The sequence below is a fragment of the Pseudomonas oplopanacis genome, from assembly GCF_057128725.1.
Genome location: NZ_JBSKHV010000019.1, coordinates 54,895 through 71,095, shown reverse-complemented (window position 1 = coordinate 71,095; position 16,201 = coordinate 54,895). Strand labels below are relative to the sequence as shown.

Annotated in this window: 15 protein-coding genes and 1 pseudogene; 12 read left to right on the top strand and 4 right to left on the bottom strand. The window is 59.2% G+C overall.

Annotated features, from left to right (window positions below; all coding sequences use genetic code 11):
• Nucleotides 1-312: 312 nt before the first annotated feature.
• Nucleotides 313-1,530, top strand: coding sequence for a 3-(3-hydroxy-phenyl)propionate transporter MhpT (gene mhpT / locus ACWKV5_RS26945; protein ID WP_483843731.1), 1,218 nt, complete (start codon nucleotides 313-315; stop codon nucleotides 1,528-1,530).
• Between the two features lie 55 nt (nucleotides 1,531-1,585).
• Nucleotides 1,586-1,684 (top strand): annotated as a pseudogene (locus ACWKV5_RS26940) (hypothetical protein); the annotation flags it as partial.
• On the opposite strand, the gene ACWKV5_RS26935 reads toward ACWKV5_RS26940, so the two are convergent.
• Together ACWKV5_RS26935 and ACWKV5_RS26930 are read right to left on the bottom strand one after the other, a co-directional pair.
• Nucleotides 1,667-3,058 (bottom strand): MFS transporter, encoded by a 1,392-nt coding sequence (locus ACWKV5_RS26935; protein WP_483843730.1) that lies wholly within the window; start codon nucleotides 3,056-3,058, stop codon nucleotides 1,667-1,669. The pseudogene ACWKV5_RS26940 and the gene ACWKV5_RS26935 sit on opposite strands and share 18 nt — an antisense overlap.
• Before the next feature lie 3 nt (nucleotides 3,059-3,061).
• Nucleotides 3,062-3,946 (bottom strand): LysR family transcriptional regulator, encoded by an 885-nt coding sequence (locus ACWKV5_RS26930; protein ID WP_483843729.1) that lies wholly within the window; start codon nucleotides 3,944-3,946, stop codon nucleotides 3,062-3,064.
• 163 nt (nucleotides 3,947-4,109) lie between these two features.
• On the opposite strand from ACWKV5_RS26930, the gene ACWKV5_RS26925 reads away from it, so the two are divergent.
• The 7 genes from ACWKV5_RS26925 to ACWKV5_RS26895 all read left to right on the top strand — a co-directional run bounded on the left by ACWKV5_RS26925 (nucleotide 4,110) and on the right by ACWKV5_RS26895 (nucleotide 10,913).
• Nucleotides 4,110-5,465, top strand: a complete 1,356-nt coding sequence (locus tag ACWKV5_RS26925) for an MFS transporter (RefSeq protein WP_483843728.1) — start codon at nucleotides 4,110-4,112, stop codon at nucleotides 5,463-5,465.
• Between the two features lie 15 nt (nucleotides 5,466-5,480).
• The gene (locus tag ACWKV5_RS26920; protein WP_483843727.1) at nucleotides 5,481-5,936 is read left to right on the top strand and encodes a type II 3-dehydroquinate dehydratase; all 456 of its coding nucleotides are present in this window, start codon (nucleotides 5,481-5,483) and stop codon (nucleotides 5,934-5,936) included.
• A 132-nt stretch (nucleotides 5,937-6,068) separates the two neighbouring features.
• Complete coding sequence (locus tag ACWKV5_RS26915; RefSeq protein ID WP_483843726.1) at nucleotides 6,069-7,364, top strand: OprD family porin; 1,296 nt, start codon at nucleotides 6,069-6,071, stop codon at nucleotides 7,362-7,364.
• 234 nt (nucleotides 7,365-7,598) lie between these two features.
• Nucleotides 7,599-8,633 carry a sensor domain-containing diguanylate cyclase gene (locus ACWKV5_RS26910; protein ID WP_483843725.1) on the top strand — a complete coding sequence of 345 codons (1,035 nt, stop codon included), beginning with the start codon at nucleotides 7,599-7,601 and terminating at the stop codon, nucleotides 8,631-8,633.
• Nucleotides 8,634-9,002: 369 nt separating this feature from the next.
• Complete coding sequence (locus ACWKV5_RS26905; protein ID WP_483843747.1) at nucleotides 9,003-9,875, top strand: TauD/TfdA dioxygenase family protein; 873 nt, start codon at nucleotides 9,003-9,005, stop codon at nucleotides 9,873-9,875.
• 105 nt (nucleotides 9,876-9,980) lie between these two features.
• Nucleotides 9,981-10,460: a 2,4'-dihydroxyacetophenone dioxygenase family protein gene (locus tag ACWKV5_RS26900; protein WP_483843724.1), complete on the top strand. Its 480-nt coding sequence runs from the start codon at nucleotides 9,981-9,983 to the stop codon at nucleotides 10,458-10,460.
• Between the two features lie 99 nt (nucleotides 10,461-10,559).
• Nucleotides 10,560-10,913, top strand: coding sequence for an AMP-binding enzyme (locus ACWKV5_RS26895; RefSeq protein WP_483843723.1), 354 nt, complete (start codon nucleotides 10,560-10,562; stop codon nucleotides 10,911-10,913).
• A gap of 80 nt (nucleotides 10,914-10,993) precedes the next feature.
• Here the strand turns inward: ACWKV5_RS26895 and ACWKV5_RS26890 are convergent, their stop codons facing one another.
• On the bottom strand, nucleotides 10,994-12,037 hold the full coding sequence (locus ACWKV5_RS26890) for an alpha/beta hydrolase (protein WP_483843722.1): 1,044 nt from the start codon (nucleotides 12,035-12,037) through the stop codon (nucleotides 10,994-10,996).
• Between the two features lie 361 nt (nucleotides 12,038-12,398).
• Here ACWKV5_RS26890 and ACWKV5_RS26885 point away from each other — a divergent pair, with 361 nt between their 5' ends.
• From ACWKV5_RS26885 to ACWKV5_RS26875, 3 genes are all read left to right on the top strand, one after another.
• Nucleotides 12,399-13,409: an AraC family transcriptional regulator gene (locus ACWKV5_RS26885; RefSeq protein ID WP_483843721.1), complete on the top strand. Its 1,011-nt coding sequence runs from the start codon at nucleotides 12,399-12,401 to the stop codon at nucleotides 13,407-13,409.
• A gap of 150 nt (nucleotides 13,410-13,559) precedes the next feature.
• Nucleotides 13,560-14,603: an AraC family transcriptional regulator gene (locus ACWKV5_RS26880; protein ID WP_483843720.1), complete on the top strand. Its 1,044-nt coding sequence runs from the start codon at nucleotides 13,560-13,562 to the stop codon at nucleotides 14,601-14,603.
• A 36-nt stretch (nucleotides 14,604-14,639) separates the two neighbouring features.
• Nucleotides 14,640-15,290 (top strand): TauD/TfdA dioxygenase family protein, encoded by a 651-nt coding sequence (locus tag ACWKV5_RS26875; RefSeq protein WP_483843746.1) that lies wholly within the window; start codon nucleotides 14,640-14,642, stop codon nucleotides 15,288-15,290.
• Between the two features lie 81 nt (nucleotides 15,291-15,371).
• On the opposite strand, the gene ACWKV5_RS26870 is transcribed toward ACWKV5_RS26875, so the two are convergent.
• The gene (locus tag ACWKV5_RS26870; protein WP_483843719.1) at nucleotides 15,372-16,193 is read right to left on the bottom strand and encodes a transporter; all 822 of its coding nucleotides are present in this window, start codon (nucleotides 16,191-16,193) and stop codon (nucleotides 15,372-15,374) included.
• Between the last annotated feature and the right edge of the window lie 8 nt (nucleotides 16,194-16,201).

The window sequence follows — 16,201 nt, the reverse complement described above, 5'->3', positions numbered from 1 at the left end:
TATTGTTGTTTTTGGGTGCCGTTCCCGCAGGGGCTTGCCGGCTTCACGAACACAGAATGGAAACAGCCAAGGGGCGTCGTCAATCGCAGATGACCGATAATCGAACATTAACATTATTATCTATTTTTAATTTAAACCTAGCGTCAACACTTAACAGGCTGTTTTTTATGTCTTTATTTTCTGTTTTCGTGGCTTTTACAACATCATTCTTTTTTTAGTTATATTTGTTATCTTAATCACCAGCAGTCACTCACGGCGCCCCTTCGCACGGACGGCTCGACTGCATAACAAAAACAACAATGAGGTTCACCCATGGACAGTCCATCGCGTCGCTCGACGCTGACAATCGCTTTGTGCTTTATCGTTGCGCTGATCGAGGGGTTCGATCTGCAGGCTGCCGGTACCGCTGCCGCAGGATTGCGGCAGAGTTTTGCCCTGGACCCGAAGATGATGGGCTGGGTGTTCAGCGCCGGGATCATTGGCTTGCTGCCGGGTGCGTTTTTTGGCGGCTGGGTGGCCGATCGTATCGGCCGAAAGAAAATCCTCGTCGGCGCCGTACTGCTGTTCGGTGTCTTCTCCCTCTGCACCGCCTATGTCGAGAGCTATTCCAGCCTGCTGCTGGTGCGCTTCATGACCGGCCTGGGCCTGGGTGCCGCCCTGCCTAACCTGATTGCCCTGTGTGCCGAGGCCGTGAGCGAGCGCCATCGCGGCACCGCCATCAGCGTCATGTACTGCGGCGTGCCCCTGGGTGGCGCGCTGGCGGCTGTGGTGGCGATGTTTTCCAGTGAACACTGGCAAACCACCTTCATCATCGGCGGTCTGACGCCCTTGCTCGTGGTGCCGCTGATGGCCCTGCTGCTGCCCGAATCCACTGCGTTTCGCCAGCAACACGTCACGACCAGCAACCCACGCTCGTCTACCGCCCAGGCGCTGTTCGGCGAAGGACGCGCACGCTGCACGCTGGCCTTGTGGTTGAGCTACTTCTTCACCCTGACCGGGATGTACATGCTGCTCAACTGGCTGCCCTCGCTGTTGCTGGAACAGGGTTTCAGCAAGCCCCAGGCAGGCATGGTGCAGATGCTGTTCAACATCGGCGGCGCCATTGGTTCGCTGCTCGGCGGGGTGATGCTGGACCGCTGCAACGGCCTGAAAGTGGTGCTGTTCGTGTACGCCGGGGTGTTGGCGGCGCTGGCCGGGGTCGGCCTGTCAGTGGGTATCGTGCCGATGGCCATCGCCGGGTTTGCCGTCGGGCTGTTCGTCATGGCCGCACAGCTGGTGCTGTATGCACTGGCGCCCCCGTCCTACCCGACGTCGGTGCGCGCCACCGGTGTCGGCGCGGCCGTGGCCATCGGCCGACTCGGTTCGGTGGCAGGTCCCTTGGCCGCCGGCCAGATCCTCGCCGCCGGTGCCGGCACCACTGGTGTGCTGCTAGCAACTTCACCTGGATTGGTCATCGCCGCGCTGTCGATCCTGACGGTGATCGCCCGCCATGGTGCGATCACCGAGCCGCAACCAGAGGCGGCAAACTGAGCCCCATTACCAATGGTTTCAATAATGAAAATGCCCGGCAATTGGCCGGGCATTTTTGAGGGATAGCAAGCCAACTGTCCGGTTATCGTTTGATCGCATCGACATTCTGGCGAACAACGCTTGGGCGCTCCCCCTTCTACGTCCGCTGCAACACCGACTCACCCGCCTTCGCTGGCAATCGCAGGTTGTCCAGCAACGCCACGGCCGCCACCACGGCGACACACAGGAACGTCAGCTGAAAGTCGACCGTCTCTGCGGTCCCGCTATTGCCATGGATGCTCATTGAGAGGCGCAGCAGCAGCGCGCCCGTGGCCACCCCCATCGCCATGCTCAGCTGGAAGAACATGCTGAACAAGGTCGAGGCGTCGCTCATCTGCTCCTTGGGAACATCGGCAAAGCCCAAGGTGTTGAACGCGGTGAACTGCATGGATCGCGACAAACCGCCGACAAACAGAATGCACATGACCAGTGCCCAACTCATCTGCGGGTCCAGCCAGGCACACGCCGCTATCGCCAGTACACCAAGGACACCGTTGATCATCAGCACCGGGCGAAAGCCCCAACGTTGCATCACCCTGGTCGTGAACGGCTTCATGGCCAGGTTGCCGGCAAAGACGGCCAGCACCAGAAGCCCTGAATCCAGCGCAGAAAGCCCGAAGGCCAGTTGAAACATCAGCGGCAGGAGAAACGGCAAGGTGCTGATGGCGATGCGAAAGATCGACCCACCACACAGACAGACGCTGAAGGTACGGACAGCCAATACGTCCAGCGCCAGCAACGGTTGCCCATGCCGACGCATATGGCGCCAGGCCAGAACACCGAGCATCCCCCCTGCACTACTGAGCGCCAATGCCGACAGCCCGTTGGCCGGACTTTGCCCGAGCAGCTCCATACCGAACAGCAGCGCCGCGCTGGCGCCGCCCGCGAGCACGAAACCCATGAAATCGAAGGACCGCGCAATGACCTGCTCTTGCCTGGGAATCAGCACGAGCGCAGCGATCATGGCCAACACGCCCAATGGCAGATTGAGGTAGAAAATCCACGGCCAGGCCGCGTGGGTGACGATGAACCCGCCCAAGGGTGGGCCGAGTATCGGGGCGACCAAACCGGGCCAGGTGATAAAGGAGATGGCCCGCACCAGGTCTTTTTTCTCGGTGGTGCGAAGTACCGCCAGACGCCCGACCGGCACCATCATCGCGCCGCTGATGCCCTGCAGCACGCGCGCGGCGACAAAGGCCGGCAGGCTGTCACTCAAGCCACAGAGCAACGAAGACAGGCTGAACAGCACGATCGCCGAACTGAATATCAGGCGTGAGCCGAAGCGGTCGGCCAGCCAGCCGCTGATCGGAATGAACACCGCCACCGCAAGCATGTACACGCTCATGCCGATGTTCACATCCACCGCCGGCACGCCGAAGGTTCTGGCCATGTCCGGCAGCGCGGTGGCGATGACCGTGGCGTCGAGGTTCTCCATGAAGAACGTGACCGCGACCAAAAGGGCAATCAATGTTGAGCGACGTTGCGACATCAGTTATCCCCACCCATGAGCCTCTTCGATAAAGTGCAGCACTGCACTCGAGCGCTCGTCAATCCGTGAAATCAGCGACAGTTCACTGACCATTTCCGCTTGATCCAGCGGCACAATGCGTATGCCCGGCATGGTCAGGCGGGTCATGGTTTCAGGCACGATGCTCAGGCCGATGCCGGCGGCCACCAGCCCGGGAATGCTCATCAGCGACGGCACGTACATGATGTTCTGCGGGTGCAACTGGTTCTGACGGCAGGCCTGGAGCGTGTGGGAAGTCAGGCCGATGCCGGCGCTGTCCTGCAGGAACACGAACTTTTCATGCCGTAGCGTGGCCAGGTCTCCGCTGAAGCTGTCGACCAGTTCATGGTTGTCCGGGATCAGCAGGACGAGTCTGGATTGGCTGAAATGATGGGTGCGCAGCCGATCCGGCAGGTGATCCTTGAACACCCGGGCAAAGGCCAGGTCGAGCTTGTGGTCGAGCAACATGTCGAACTGCGCGCGAATACCCGCGTCCACCAGCGACACCTTGACCTCAGGAAAGGTGCTGAAGTAATGCCGGAGCAATTGCGGCAAGTTGGCCTCGAACAAGGCCGAGTGGTAGCCGATGTTGATCTCGCCCACCTCCCCCCGCCTGGCACGCCGGGCAGCGGCGATTGCCAGTTCGCTGGACTCGATGGACTGCCGCGCATGAGGCAAAAACGCCTCGCCGGCAGCGGTCAACGCCACCCCGCGGTTCTCCCGGCGGAACAATACCAGCCCCAGCTCGGACTCGAGCGTGCGCATCAATTGACTCAGCGCCGGTTGCGCAATGCCCAGTTGCTCGGCCGCACGACTAAAATGTTGCAGGTCGGCTGCAATCACAAAGGCTTTCAGGTGACGCAGTTCCATAATCCTTACCCATAAGGCCAGCTTATCTATTTATCGGGATTTCGATAATTATTCTGCAGACAGTATGGGTTAACGTCTACTCACTTCGACGTTTCTGCTGGCGCCCTCGCCCGGGCTGGATCGTAGAGGTACCCCATAACCATAAAAAATGACGAGCACCTCAATGAGCACAACCAGTCACGAGACTCATGATTTGCGCATGCCTCGCAAAGCGGTGACCGCCGCGACCATCGGCACCGCCCTGGAGTGGTTTGACTTCACGCTTTACGGCGCCGTATCGGCGACCATTCTGCCCAAGCTGTTCTTCCCGGCGATGGAGCCGACTGCCGGCCTGCTCGCTTCGCTGGCGACCTTCGGCGTTGGCCTGGCCGCGCGGCCATTGGGCGCGATTACGTGTGGCTACCTCGGCGACAAACTCGGCCGCCGCAACCTGATGTTGGCCACCGTGACCATGATGGGCCTGGCGTCGGTATTGATGGGCTTGTTGCCCACCTACGGCCAGGTAGGGATCTGGGCGCCGATCCTGCTGGTGCTGCTGCGGATCGTTCAAGGTTTCGCGTTGGGCGGTGAGTCCACCGGGGCACAACTGATGGCGCTGGAGCACGCGGCCCCCGATCGCCGCGGACGTTATTCGGGCATGCTCGGGTTGTGCTCACCGCTGAGCCAGATAATGGCCAATGGTGTGTTGATGGGCCTGGCAGCGACACTTTCAAGTGAGCAATTCGAAAGCTTCGGCTGGCGAATTCCCTTCCTCATGAGCTTCGTACTGGTGGTGGTCGCGATCTTCATCCGCCTGAAAGTCGATGAAACCCCGGCCTTCGTCGCCTTGAAAAAGACCCCGGTCAAACAGGAAAAAAGCCCGCTCAAATCGGCCGTGGGCAGCCACTACAAAACCATCCTGCGCCTGATGCTGTTCTTCTGCTCGCCGGCTGCCCTGTTCTACCTGATCGTGATTTTTTCCCTCAGCTACCTGACCAAGCACCTGGGCTTTAGCCAGCAGACGGGCTTCATGTCGCTGATGGTGGCGAACGTCTGCGCGATTTTCGGTGCGCTGGCCGGTGGTTATCTGGCAGATCGCTGGGGCCGTAAAAAGGCGCTGGCCCTGGGTTCATGCATGACCTTGCTGATCCTGTTCGTCTACTTCCCGATCCTCAACACGCTCAACGTCCCCGCCATCATGGCAATCATGGGGCTGTTCCTGGGCTTCACCCAGTTCCAGAGCGGCATCCAGCCGGTGGCCTTCGCCGAAGCGTTCCCGACCCAGGTTCGTTACTCCGGCTCGGCACTGGCCTACACCGGCGCCAACCTGGTGATTGGCGGCCCTATGCCGATGATCGCCGTATGGATGATGAGCCAGTCGAACAACTCGCCGTGGCCTCTGGTGACGCTGTGCGCGGTGATCAACCTGATCTCGCTGGCAATGATCGTCATCGGCCCGGAAACCCGCGGCATCGACCTTAACGCCGTCGCTAAAGACGACGCTGTCGACACTCGCGCTTCAGCCATTCTTTCCAAATAACGCAGCAGGACGACCATGAACCGCACCGTCTTCATCCTCAACGGCCCTAATTTGAACCTGCTGGGTCGTCGCGAGCCGCACATTTACGGCCATACCACGCTCGATCAGATTCGCCAGACCAGTGAAAGGCTGGCCGAGGACCTTGACCTGGTCTGCGACTTTCGCCAGACCAACCACGAAGGCGTGATGGTCGACTGGATTCAGGAAGCGTTCGAACAAGGCGCGGCACTGATCATCAACCCGGCCGGTTTTTCGTTTCACTCGATTCCGGTCCTCGATGCCCTGAAGCTGCTCGACACGCCGCTGATCGAACTGCACCTGTCGAACATCCATGCCCGCGATGAACTGCATCGCCACTCGATCATGTCCGGCGTGGTCAATGCGGTGATCTGCGGCATGGGCGCGGACGGTTATCCGCTGGCCATCAGGGCCATTGACGACCTGCTGCGTCGTCGGGTTGCCAACCACTAATACACCTCTTCTCCAGACGCTTGCACGGCGGTCCCTTGGCAAATTATTGCCAGGGCCGCCTGCACCTGAAATTCAGTCGCCGGCCGCAAAAACGTGCCGAAAAAAATAATAATTCATCGCGAGACAACCACCATGCGCCACACTTATTTTCGCCGTAACGTGCCCGCCCACTACTCATTGATCGGTCTGACCCTGGCACTCGGTGCCGGTTCGGCAACGCTCGTTCAGGCCGATGAAAATAGCGGTTTTATCGAAGGCGCTACGGCCACCCTCAATCTGCGCAACGCCTACATCAATCGCAACTTCGTCAATCCCGCCTACCCGAATGCTGCCGCACCGCAAAACAAAGCGGAGGAATGGACGCAAAACTTTATCCTCGATGCCCGCTCCGGCTACACCCAAGGGCCGATAGGTTTCGGTGTTGATGTGTTGGGTCTTTACTCGCAGAAACTCGATGGCGGCAAAGGCACTGCCGGCACGCAACTGTTGCCTGTCCATGGTGATGGAGAGCCTGCCGACAACTTTGGCCGCCTGGGCGTTGCCGCCAAGGCCAAGGTTTCAAAAACTGTCGTCAAAGTCGGCGAATGGGTGAGTACCCTGCCGATCCTGCGTTCGGACGACGGCCGCTCATTGCCGCAGACCTTTCGTGGTGCTCAGGTCACCTCCCAGGAGGTCGGCGGGTTGACGTTGTATGGCGGCCAGTTCCAGCAGAACAGCCCGCGCAATGACGCCAGCATGGAAGACATGTCCATGAACGGGAAGCCTGCGTTCACCTCCGACCGATTCAACTTCGGTGGCGGTGAATACACCTTCAACGAGAAGCGCACCACGGTTGGGCTGTGGTACGACGAACTTAAAGACATCTATCAGCAGCAATACTTCAGCCTCAACCACACACAACCCGTGGGTGACTGGACATTGGGCGCCAACATGGGGTTTTTCTCGGGTAAGGAAAACGGCGCCAGCCTGGCCGGCGACCTGGACAACAAGACCGCCTTCGGCCTGTTCTCCGCCAAAGTGGGAGGCAACACCTTCTACGTGGGTCTGCAAAAGCTCACCGGCGATAACGCCTGGATGCGGGTCAACGGTGCCAGCGGCGGCACATTGGCGAACGACAGCTACAACTCCAGCTACGACAATGCGCAAGAAAAGTCCTGGCAGGTTCGCCATGACTATAACTTCGTCGCACTGGGCGTCCCGGGCCTGACCATGATGAACCGCTACATCAGTGGCGATAATGTGCACACCGGTGCGATCACCGATGGCAAGGAATGGGGCCGCGAATCGGAACTGGCCTATGTGGTGCAGTCTGGCGCGCTGAAAAACCTCAGCGTCAAATGGAGAAATTCCAGTATCCGGAAGAACTTCAGCACCAACGAGTTTGACGAAAACCGGCTCTTCATCAGCTACCCGATTTCGTTGTTGTAAGGCGATCCACGTAAGCACGCGGCCTTATCCAATTGGATAGGGCCGCGTTATCTGAAAGCGGGGAAGTAGGCGAATATCTTCGTCGACATTCCCGTCACCCCCGCCCCGCTTTCGTCGTGCCTGGCGTGTTTTCACACAACCTGGGTCGAGAGCAACCCTTGAACGCCCTGCACTATTCAGTAATCCGCCGATTAGTCGATAATCGAAATACCCCTTCGCTATCGGCGCGCTCAAATGGATCAGGTTCTTTCGCTTCTCTCCGATACCCTTCCAAAAGCCAAAACCCTGGAGCAGCTGACGCGGCCCTTGCTGTCCCTGCTCAGCCGGATAACCGGTATGGAGTCGACCTACCTGACGACCATCGATACCAACGAAGGTGTCCAGCGTGTCGAGTTCGCACGCAACGTCGGTGACATGGTGATTCCTGAAGGGCTGGTCGTGCCTTGGACAGATACGCTGTGCAAGCGGGCGCTGGACGAGAATCGCATGTACTCGGATAACGTTGCCGAAGTCTGGGGGGACTCGGAGGCCGCCGCGGCATTGGGCATCAGAACCTACGTGAGCGCACCCATCAGGTCCCAGGATGGGCAACTGCTGGGGACGGTCTGTGCCGCCAGCTCGAATCAAGTGGCGCGCTCGCCTGAAGTGGAACCCTTGCTGATGCTGCTGTCAGGGTTGCTGGGATATTCCCTTGAACGTGGGCTGCTGGTTGAGCGACTCCAGACTGCCAACGCCGAGTTGACCAAACTGGCCCTGACAGACCCACTCACCGGCTTGTCCAACCGGCGAGCCATTCTTAACGATGCCGCACGCCTGTTCGCCCTGGCCCAGCGGGAGCACAAGTACATACTCATCGGTGTCATCGATCTGGATGGGTTCAAGCTCATCAACGATACCCACGGTCACCTGGCGGGTGACCAGTTACTGCGCGGTGTCGCCGCCCAATTGCAGCATGGCCTCAGAGCCAGCGACATCATCGGCCGTACCGGCGGTGATGAATTCATCGTGATCGCCCTGGGCACACCCTCCGAACACTCGGACCTGGAAAAAGACATGCGAAGTGCCGCCGAACTGCTTCAGGATCGCCTGTCCAAAGCGACGATTGGGCGATATGAGCTGGGCCACGGTCTTGGTGATATTCAGTACACCGGCGCGAGTGTCGGGGTAGTGGCCGTGATACCGGGCAGCATGACGGTGGACGAGGCCACGAAACTGGCAGACCGCGAGATGTATAAGGTGAAACAGCAGCGCAACCGTCAACGGTTGTAGGGAAGCCCTCTTACGGCTCCTGATGATAGGCATACCGTCAACCTCCAGTCTTGCCGACCCGGCAGGCAAGACTGCACCGGAGCATCGACATCATTCAGCTTGGTCCTGATCGGCCGCTCGATGTCCCAACATGCCAAGAAACTGTCCCGCCGTGCCCATAGCCTCGCGCCCGAGATACCTACTATAGGACCAGCGCCCTCTGCTCAATCAGCGAGAGTCAGTTACCTATACGGGTGCACATAGTGCGCACCGCCGTACAAGCACGGACTGGAGACAACAATGACAAAAATCGCCGAAATCCAAGACACTCCTTCACCAGCGACTCCCTCGGCACCGGCCATTATTCGGTCGTCGGTGCGCCAGCATTCAATCAAGGTCGAACTTTGCACGCCCGCCATCGGCGCAGAGCTCAGCAACATCAGCCTTGTCGACGCGACTCAGGATCCAGAATTGATCGCGCAAATCCGGGCGCTGTGGATCAAGCACAAAGTGCTGTTCTTCCGCGACCAGAACATCACTCCAATGGAGCAACAGCACTTCGCCGCGCAATTCAGCGAACTTGAAGCCCATCCCCTGGCGCCCAGCCATCCGGAGGCGGACAAACTGCTGACGCTGTACCGCAATCTCGATCCGAGCAAGCCCAAGAGCTATGTGGAAAAGGCTAGTCGCGAAAACCTCTGGCATGCCGATGTCACCTACAAGCAGGCGCCGCCCCGCGGCGCGGTATTGCGCTGCGAACTGGGTCCGGAGACCGGCGGCGATACGCTATTTTCCAACATGGTGATGGCCTACGAAAAACTGCCCGAAAGCATCAAGCAACGAATCGATGGCTTGTATGCCAAGCATGGTGCCGAGCAGACCTTTGGCGCCCAGTTGCCACGCGAAGAACGTCACGCGATGGCCCTGAAGACCCCCTGTGCCGAGCATCCGGTAGTGCTTGTGCATCCCGAGACCGGCGAAAAGGTGTTGTTCGTCAACTCGGCGTTCACCACCCATTTCTCGAACTTCTTCAACTTCGAGGACATCCGCTACGGCCAGGACTTCATGCCCGAGGCTCATCACCTGATGAACTACCTGATCTCCCAGGCAGCCATCCCGAAGTACCAGGTTCGCCTGAAGTGGCGCACCAACACCGTGGCCATGTGGGACAACCTGCAAGTCCAACATTACGCGGTGGCTGACTACGGCAATGCGCCAAGAAAGATGCTGCGCGCCACCCTGGCGGGCACCTCGCTGACCTGACCCTGACTGCCTGACAGACAGCCTGGGCACCCGACCATCAATGAGGGTCGGGCGATCCCGGCTGCCGAAAAATCCCGTTCACAACAACAATCAACGGAGATACCTATGCTCTACGAACACGTCGACACCGCCGTCATCGATGGCGAATCCCTGCCCTGGATTCCGTTTACCCCTTATGCGGAAAACGTGCTGCTCAAGTACTTCAAGCTCGACCCGATTCGCGGCGAATGGATCGTCATGATGAAGGCGCCGATCGACATGCAACTGCCCAAGCACCACCACACGGGTACGGTGATGGTCTACACCTTCGAAGGTCAGTGGAAGTACAAGGAACATGACTGGGTCGCCGGCCCGGGCAGTATCGTCTACGAGACGGCCGGGTCGACTCACACTCCGGAAGTCGTCAGCACCGGCAATGGCGACGGCTATGTGCTCACGCTGGTCCAGGTCAATGGCGATCTGGCGTTTCTCGACGACAACGACAACATCGTCGCGCTCGAAAACTGGAAGTCCGGGCTCAAGCGTTATCTCGCCTATTGCGAGGCGCATGACATCACGCCGAAAGACCTCACGGCCTTCAATTGATCTGAGTTCCAGGAGAACTCCCGGCATCCCCCGATTCAAGGGGGAGCCGGAAAAGTAACCTGATCGTAAAAAATCCAGTTGTACTACGGCGTTTCCGGTATGGGCGCCATCGTGCATACCATCAACCCGCGCCTGCATGAAGATCAGGTGGCCTACATCGCCAATCATGCCGAAGACCAGTACATCTTCTTCGACCTGACCTTTCTGCCATTGATCAAACTCATCGCTGGCCGCTGCACGACGGTCAAGGCGTTCATTGCCATGACCGATCAGGCGCACATGCCGACAGGGGAAGAACTGCTGGCGTTTTATGAAGGCAAGATTGCCAAGTGGTGGACGCCGGATGATGTGGTCTTCGTCGACACGATTCCACTGGGTGCTACCGGCAAGGTCCTGAAGAACCGTCTGCGCGAGCAGTTCGGTGATCATCTGCTGGTCAAGGCTGTCGGCTAAGCGCAGCAGGGAAAAAGTCCAGCCCCGTTCATGTGTGGCCTCGAGTGATCGCGGCCACACACCGTGCAAAATCCTCGCGCCTAGCGCTCCAACTGCTCAAGAAACTCCAGAAGCAATTCGTTGACCTGAGCGGGGCTTTCTTCTGCGGCGCTATGCCCCACACCCGGTAGCAGAACCTTTTTGCGCAATGCGGGCAGATAGGCGTCCATCTGGTCGTAGAGACCACGGATTTCGACCGGCTCCAGGGAAGGGTCGGCAGCACCCCCGATGAACAGGCTCGGCTGGCTTACCTTCGCGCCGTCGAGAAACGCGGTGATTTCCCAATTTCGGTCGCGACAGCGGTAATAGTTCAGGGCACCGGTAAACCCCGTGCGCGTGTACTCGGCGACGTAGAAGTCGAGCGACTGCGGGCTCAACCAGGACGGAAAATCCCCCTTTGGCTCGGTGAAGGCATTGAGAATGGGTTCGCCGGCCTCGACGAACAGACGCCAGCGTTCGGCACCGACGGCGCTGCCGGAGATCGAGTAAAAGACGCTGCTCAAGGTCTTGCGCGGATCATGGGCCAGTTCGCGATCCGGCTTGTCGAGCTGCTGGAAATACAGGTGGTGGTAGACCCTTCCTTTCGCCATGGCCTGCAAACTTACGGTCGGTTTGACCTTGCCGCGCGGCGGTATCGGTGTATTGAGCATCACCAGGCCACGGATCAGATCCGGTCGCAACAGGGCCGCCGCCTGGGCCACCCAGGCACCCAAGTCATGGCCGATGATGACCGCGGACGTTTCGCCCAAAGCCGCCATCAAACCCACCATGTCGCCGACGGCCTGGCTCATGTCATAGGCTTCGATGGCATCGGGTCGGTCCGATTGCCCGAACCCTCTTTGATCCGGCACGACCACTCGATAGCCGGCCTCGGCCAATGCCACGATCTGGCGCCGCCACATGTACCAAAGGTAAGGGAAACCGTGCAGCAGGATGACGAGCGGGCCCTGCCCCTCGTCGATGTAATGCATGTGGATGCCGTTTACCTCGGCAAAGCAGTGGTTGAATGCATCGGGGTCATCGGCATTCACCTGCGCCATTGCGGCGAGCCGCTGACCAATACGCGTTGCAGTGCGCGTCTCCATTATCTACCTCCATCTTATTAGTTGTAGGCCTGAAGGTAGCGCCGAGAGAGGGTCGCGCACTGAGCTTTGCAGGACACAGTATTGTGAAATTGGGACAGCGCGAACGCCTACGGATCTGCGCCAGTCGCCGCCAGCCTTGGTCCGTCAGCAGTGTCCCAATACGCGAAAAAACTGTCCCACCCTGCCCATGAGGTCGCGTTCGTGCTCCCTATAATGTGACCGCGCTCCCTGGTCTGCCCTGCGCCAGACCAGGGTTGAAGATCGCTAGCGCAATCAGTACGTCCACACGCGCCGTCTTCTCGTTCATCACCTCTTCGATGAAAAAGAAACGCCGCCATCGGCCGAGGGAGGTCTCCTACTCATGCCCAAGCTTGTTCGCGCCGCCGTCTTGACCAAATACCTGGAAGTCACCCAGGACCTGGGATTCAACCCGCGTGACGTGTTGGCCGTTGCCGGCCTGAACAAGGCTCAGCTGCAAGCCCCCGAATACCGTATTCCGATTGATGCCGTCGTGCGCCTGCTGGAGGATTCGGCCGCCGCCAGCGGTTGCCAGACCTTCGGCCTGAGCATGGCCGAGTCGCGTCAGCTTTCGGATTTCGGCGTGGTCAGCCTGCTGCTCAGCCATCAACGCACCCTGCGCGATGCCTTGCAGGTGATGGAGCGCTACCGTCACCTGATGAACTATTCGCTGGCAATCCACGTAGAAGAGGCCGGCAGGATGGTGATCATTCGTGCAGAGATGGTCAGCGAATCCCTGCTGCCCAATCGCCAGGCCACGGAGTTGGTCATCGGCGTGCTGTTCCGTATGTGCTCGACGCTGCTCGGTTCGCAGTGGCGCCCCTACAGCGTCAACTTCATGCACCCGCCGCCGGTCAGCCTGCACCGGCATCGGCGGCTGTTCGGGTGCAATCTGGAGTTCGGCAGCGAGTTCAACGGCATTGTTTGCTCCGACGCCAGTCTCGACATGATCAACCCGCATGCCGACCCGGCCATGGCCCGTTATGCCCAAGACTACGTCGATTCGCTGCCGGGCAATGAAAGCACCTCGATGTTGTTCGAGGTGCGCAAGGCCATCTACCTGTTGTTGCCCATGGGGCGCGCCACCCTCGAGCAGATTGCCCAGTCACAGGGCATGAGCGTGCGCACCTTTCAACGCCGTCTGCAGGACGACGGCTGTGTCTTCAACGACCTGATCAACGACGTGCGCCGCGACCTGGCGCTGCGTTATCTGGAGAACCCGAACAACTCGATGAGCAGCATCGCCGACATGTTCGGCTTTTCGATGGCCAGCTCCTTTACCCGCTGGTTCGTCAACCAGTTCGGCATGCCACCGGCGGCATGGCGTAGTGCGCAGAAACCCGACCATTCGTGATGAACCAAAAAAACGGCGACTGCTGGTACAGTCGCCGAAAAAAACACCCGTAGTGACCTCCATTTCAGAAGCCTGAAGGTAGCTCTCACAGGCATCCTGCACTAAGCTCCGCAGGACACAATCTGGTGAAATTGGGACACGAGGGACAGCATGTATACCCTGACGCGAAGTGCCAGCCTCACCAACTATGAGCAGATTGCCCGTTCAGTGGGGCTCGATCCTTTTCGCATGCTACGCATGGCCAAGCTGCCGGCCAGTGCCCTCGACGATCCGAATATCATGATCAGTAGCGATTCGGTCGGATGGCTGCTGGAGGAGTCAGCCCGCTTGTCCGGCCAGGAGTCCTTCGGCTTGTTGCTAGCGGAAAAAAGGCACCTTTCCAACTTTGGCATGCTGGCGCTGCTTATCCGCGAAGAGCCAACACTTCGCGCCGCCCTGCAATCCTGCTTTCGCTATACGCGACTGCAGAATGCCGGCGTGCATTTGTGGCTTGAGGATGTAGGCGATCTGACCCTGCTGCATGTGGGTGTGAACATGCAGGGCCATCATGGCGTCTGGCGCCAGGCGATTGAACAGGCAACCGGGATTATCCTGCGCACGTTGTGCATTCTGAGCAACTACACCTTCCGACCGGTAAGGGTCTGCTTCACTCACGAAAACCCTGCCAGTCTGGAAGTACACCACCGTGTGTTGGGAACGGCGATCGAGTTCTCGCAGGAATTCAATGCCATCGTTTGTCGCGGACGCGATCTGGACATGGCCATCCCCGAAGCGGATCCAGCGCTGCATCGCGAGGTCAAGCGAGCGCTGGACATGCAGTTGGCTAACCTGCGTGACGAGCCGGCGCAGCGGGTCCGTCAGATCGTCAAGATGCTGCTGCCAAGCGGGCTGTGTTCTGTCGATGCGATCGCCCAGCACCTTGGCATGCATCGACGCACCCTTAACCGACACCTGGCGGTAGAGGGTGAGAGTGTCACCACGATCATCAATGCTGTGCGCGCCGAACTCGCCGAAGAGTATCTGGCCAACAGTAAACGCCGATTGTATGAGGTTGCCGAACTGCTCGGATTTTCCTCTGCCGGTGACTTTTCACGCTGGTTCCGCAGCCACTTTAGCAAGACACCTTCGGGTTGGGCGGTGTCCTATCAAGAGAGCAAGGCGACACCCGAGCCCCATCGCCTGAGTAAACCGTAAGAGCACCTCATCGACTTGCCTGACGTCACCCACCCCATGCTCCCCAGCCACCCAGAGGCTCCTGGTCTTGTACAGATCTACAAGACCCCGGAAAATCCAGCGGATCGCTACGAGAATGCGTGGCACTGCGATGCCACCTGGCGTGAGTCGCCGCCGATGGGTGCCGTGCTGCGCTGCATCGAATGCCCGCCGACAGGGGGTGACACCATGTGGGCCAACATGGTGCTGGCTTATGACAAGCTGCCCGCGGATGTGAAGCAGGAAATCGATAGTTTGATCGCCAATCACAGCTTCAATTCTTCCTTCGCTGCGGCCATGCCAAAGGAAAAACGCCTGGCCATGAAGGCGCAGTACCCGGATGCCGAGCATCCGGTGGTTCGTACCCATCCCGAAACTGGCGAGAAGGTGCTATTCGTCGCTGCCTACGCTACGCATTTCGTCAATTACCACGCCCAAGGACGTGTCCGTGTCGGCCAGGACTACAACCAAAGAGGCGTCGACCTGCTGCAGTATCTGATTAGTCAGGCCTACAACCCCGAGTACCAAGTGCGCTGGCGCTGGAAGAAAAACAGCATGGCAATATGGGATAACCGCTGCACCCAGCACTATGCGGTCATGGATTATCCACCCTGCCATCGCAAGATGGAGCGCGCGGCCATCATCGGCGACAAACCCTACTACACGTAAAACTATCCAGAGACGAGAGACGCTTGCGAGCGTCTCCTTTGGGTCGTTTGCAATCCTTCACCTCTTGCAGTCGCATTTGCCTCAGCGAGGGAACAACAACGTCACGGCGAAACGAAACCCCCACCCCTGCGCCCCGTCATCCGGGCTGTCGAGCCAGTAGCGTGGCCCGGCTTGCACCGTCAGTGGCTGCCCGCCGATTTTCAACAGTTGTGTGACCGTCAGATTGACCGGCACAGACCATTCGCGTGACTGCCAGTTATAGGTGGATTCGGTGTTCACCCCGTAAGTCGTGAAGGTGCTGGTTGTATAGGACAGGAAAGGTTGCAGGAAGGTCTGGTTGACCTTTTCCTTGCCGTCCGGCGGGCTGCCGTCCAGGCCCCAGATATGGTTGGCGAGTATCCCGTGAGTCCAGCCATTGGCCTGTTTCAACGCAACGGCCGTCGGGCCGATCCCCCACTGCTCGCTACCGAGCAATTCATCACTGCCGGTGGGGATCAATATCGCCGGGCCGACGCCGAGTATCCAGCCACTGTCCGTGGGCTTTTTCGGCGAAAAGAAAAAGCTCTGGGTGATATCACCGACCCCGGACTTGTCCGCCGCACCATTGGGCGCCAGACCGTGTTGATCGATGACCGGCAGGATGGTGCGCGAAATCAGGTTCCAGTCATCGTTGAGGGTAAACGGCAGCACCGGCTGGATATTGGTCACGCTGTGCATGCCCTCCCCGGTCGGCCCCATTTTCTGGTCCCAGTTGTACTGCACCGGCAGGCTGTACATGGCGGCCACCGGGTTGAGGGCTTGTTTGGCCAGTTCCGCCGAATCCTCAGCCTGGGCCAAGGGCACGAAGCACAACGAAGCGAACACTGCCGACGAGGTGTAACCCCAACGCTGTATTAAATCCATTGCTCATC

Excerpts from the sequence above, each read along its gene's own strand:
- ACWKV5_RS26890 (WP_483843722.1), bottom strand. The coding sequence starts at position 12,037 with ATGGAGACGCGCACTGCAACGCGTATTGGTCAGCGGCTCGCCGCAATG.
- ACWKV5_RS26935 (WP_483843730.1), bottom strand. The coding sequence starts at position 3,058 with ATGTCGCAACGTCGCTCAACATTGATTGCCCTTTTGGTCGCGGTCACG.
- ACWKV5_RS26875 (WP_483843746.1), top strand. The coding sequence starts at position 14,640 with ATGCTCCCCAGCCACCCAGAGGCTCCTGGTCTTGTACAGATCTACAAG.
- ACWKV5_RS26930 (WP_483843729.1), bottom strand. The coding sequence starts at position 3,946 with ATGGAACTGCGTCACCTGAAAGCCTTTGTGATTGCAGCCGACCTGCAA.
- ACWKV5_RS26885 (WP_483843721.1), top strand. The coding sequence starts at position 12,399 with ATGCCCAAGCTTGTTCGCGCCGCCGTCTTGACCAAATACCTGGAAGTC.
- ACWKV5_RS26915 (WP_483843726.1), top strand. The coding sequence starts at position 6,069 with ATGCGCCACACTTATTTTCGCCGTAACGTGCCCGCCCACTACTCATTG.
- ACWKV5_RS26870 (WP_483843719.1), bottom strand. The coding sequence starts at position 16,193 with ATGGATTTAATACAGCGTTGGGGTTACACCTCGTCGGCAGTGTTCGCT.
- ACWKV5_RS26895 (WP_483843723.1), top strand. The coding sequence starts at position 10,560 with ATGGGCGCCATCGTGCATACCATCAACCCGCGCCTGCATGAAGATCAG.
- ACWKV5_RS26910 (WP_483843725.1), top strand. The coding sequence starts at position 7,599 with ATGGATCAGGTTCTTTCGCTTCTCTCCGATACCCTTCCAAAAGCCAAA.
- ACWKV5_RS26900 (WP_483843724.1), top strand. The coding sequence starts at position 9,981 with ATGCTCTACGAACACGTCGACACCGCCGTCATCGATGGCGAATCCCTG.
- ACWKV5_RS26880 (WP_483843720.1), top strand. The coding sequence starts at position 13,560 with ATGTATACCCTGACGCGAAGTGCCAGCCTCACCAACTATGAGCAGATT.
- ACWKV5_RS26920 (WP_483843727.1), top strand. The coding sequence starts at position 5,481 with ATGAACCGCACCGTCTTCATCCTCAACGGCCCTAATTTGAACCTGCTG.
- ACWKV5_RS26925 (WP_483843728.1), top strand. The coding sequence starts at position 4,110 with ATGAGCACAACCAGTCACGAGACTCATGATTTGCGCATGCCTCGCAAA.
- mhpT (WP_483843731.1), top strand. The coding sequence starts at position 313 with ATGGACAGTCCATCGCGTCGCTCGACGCTGACAATCGCTTTGTGCTTT.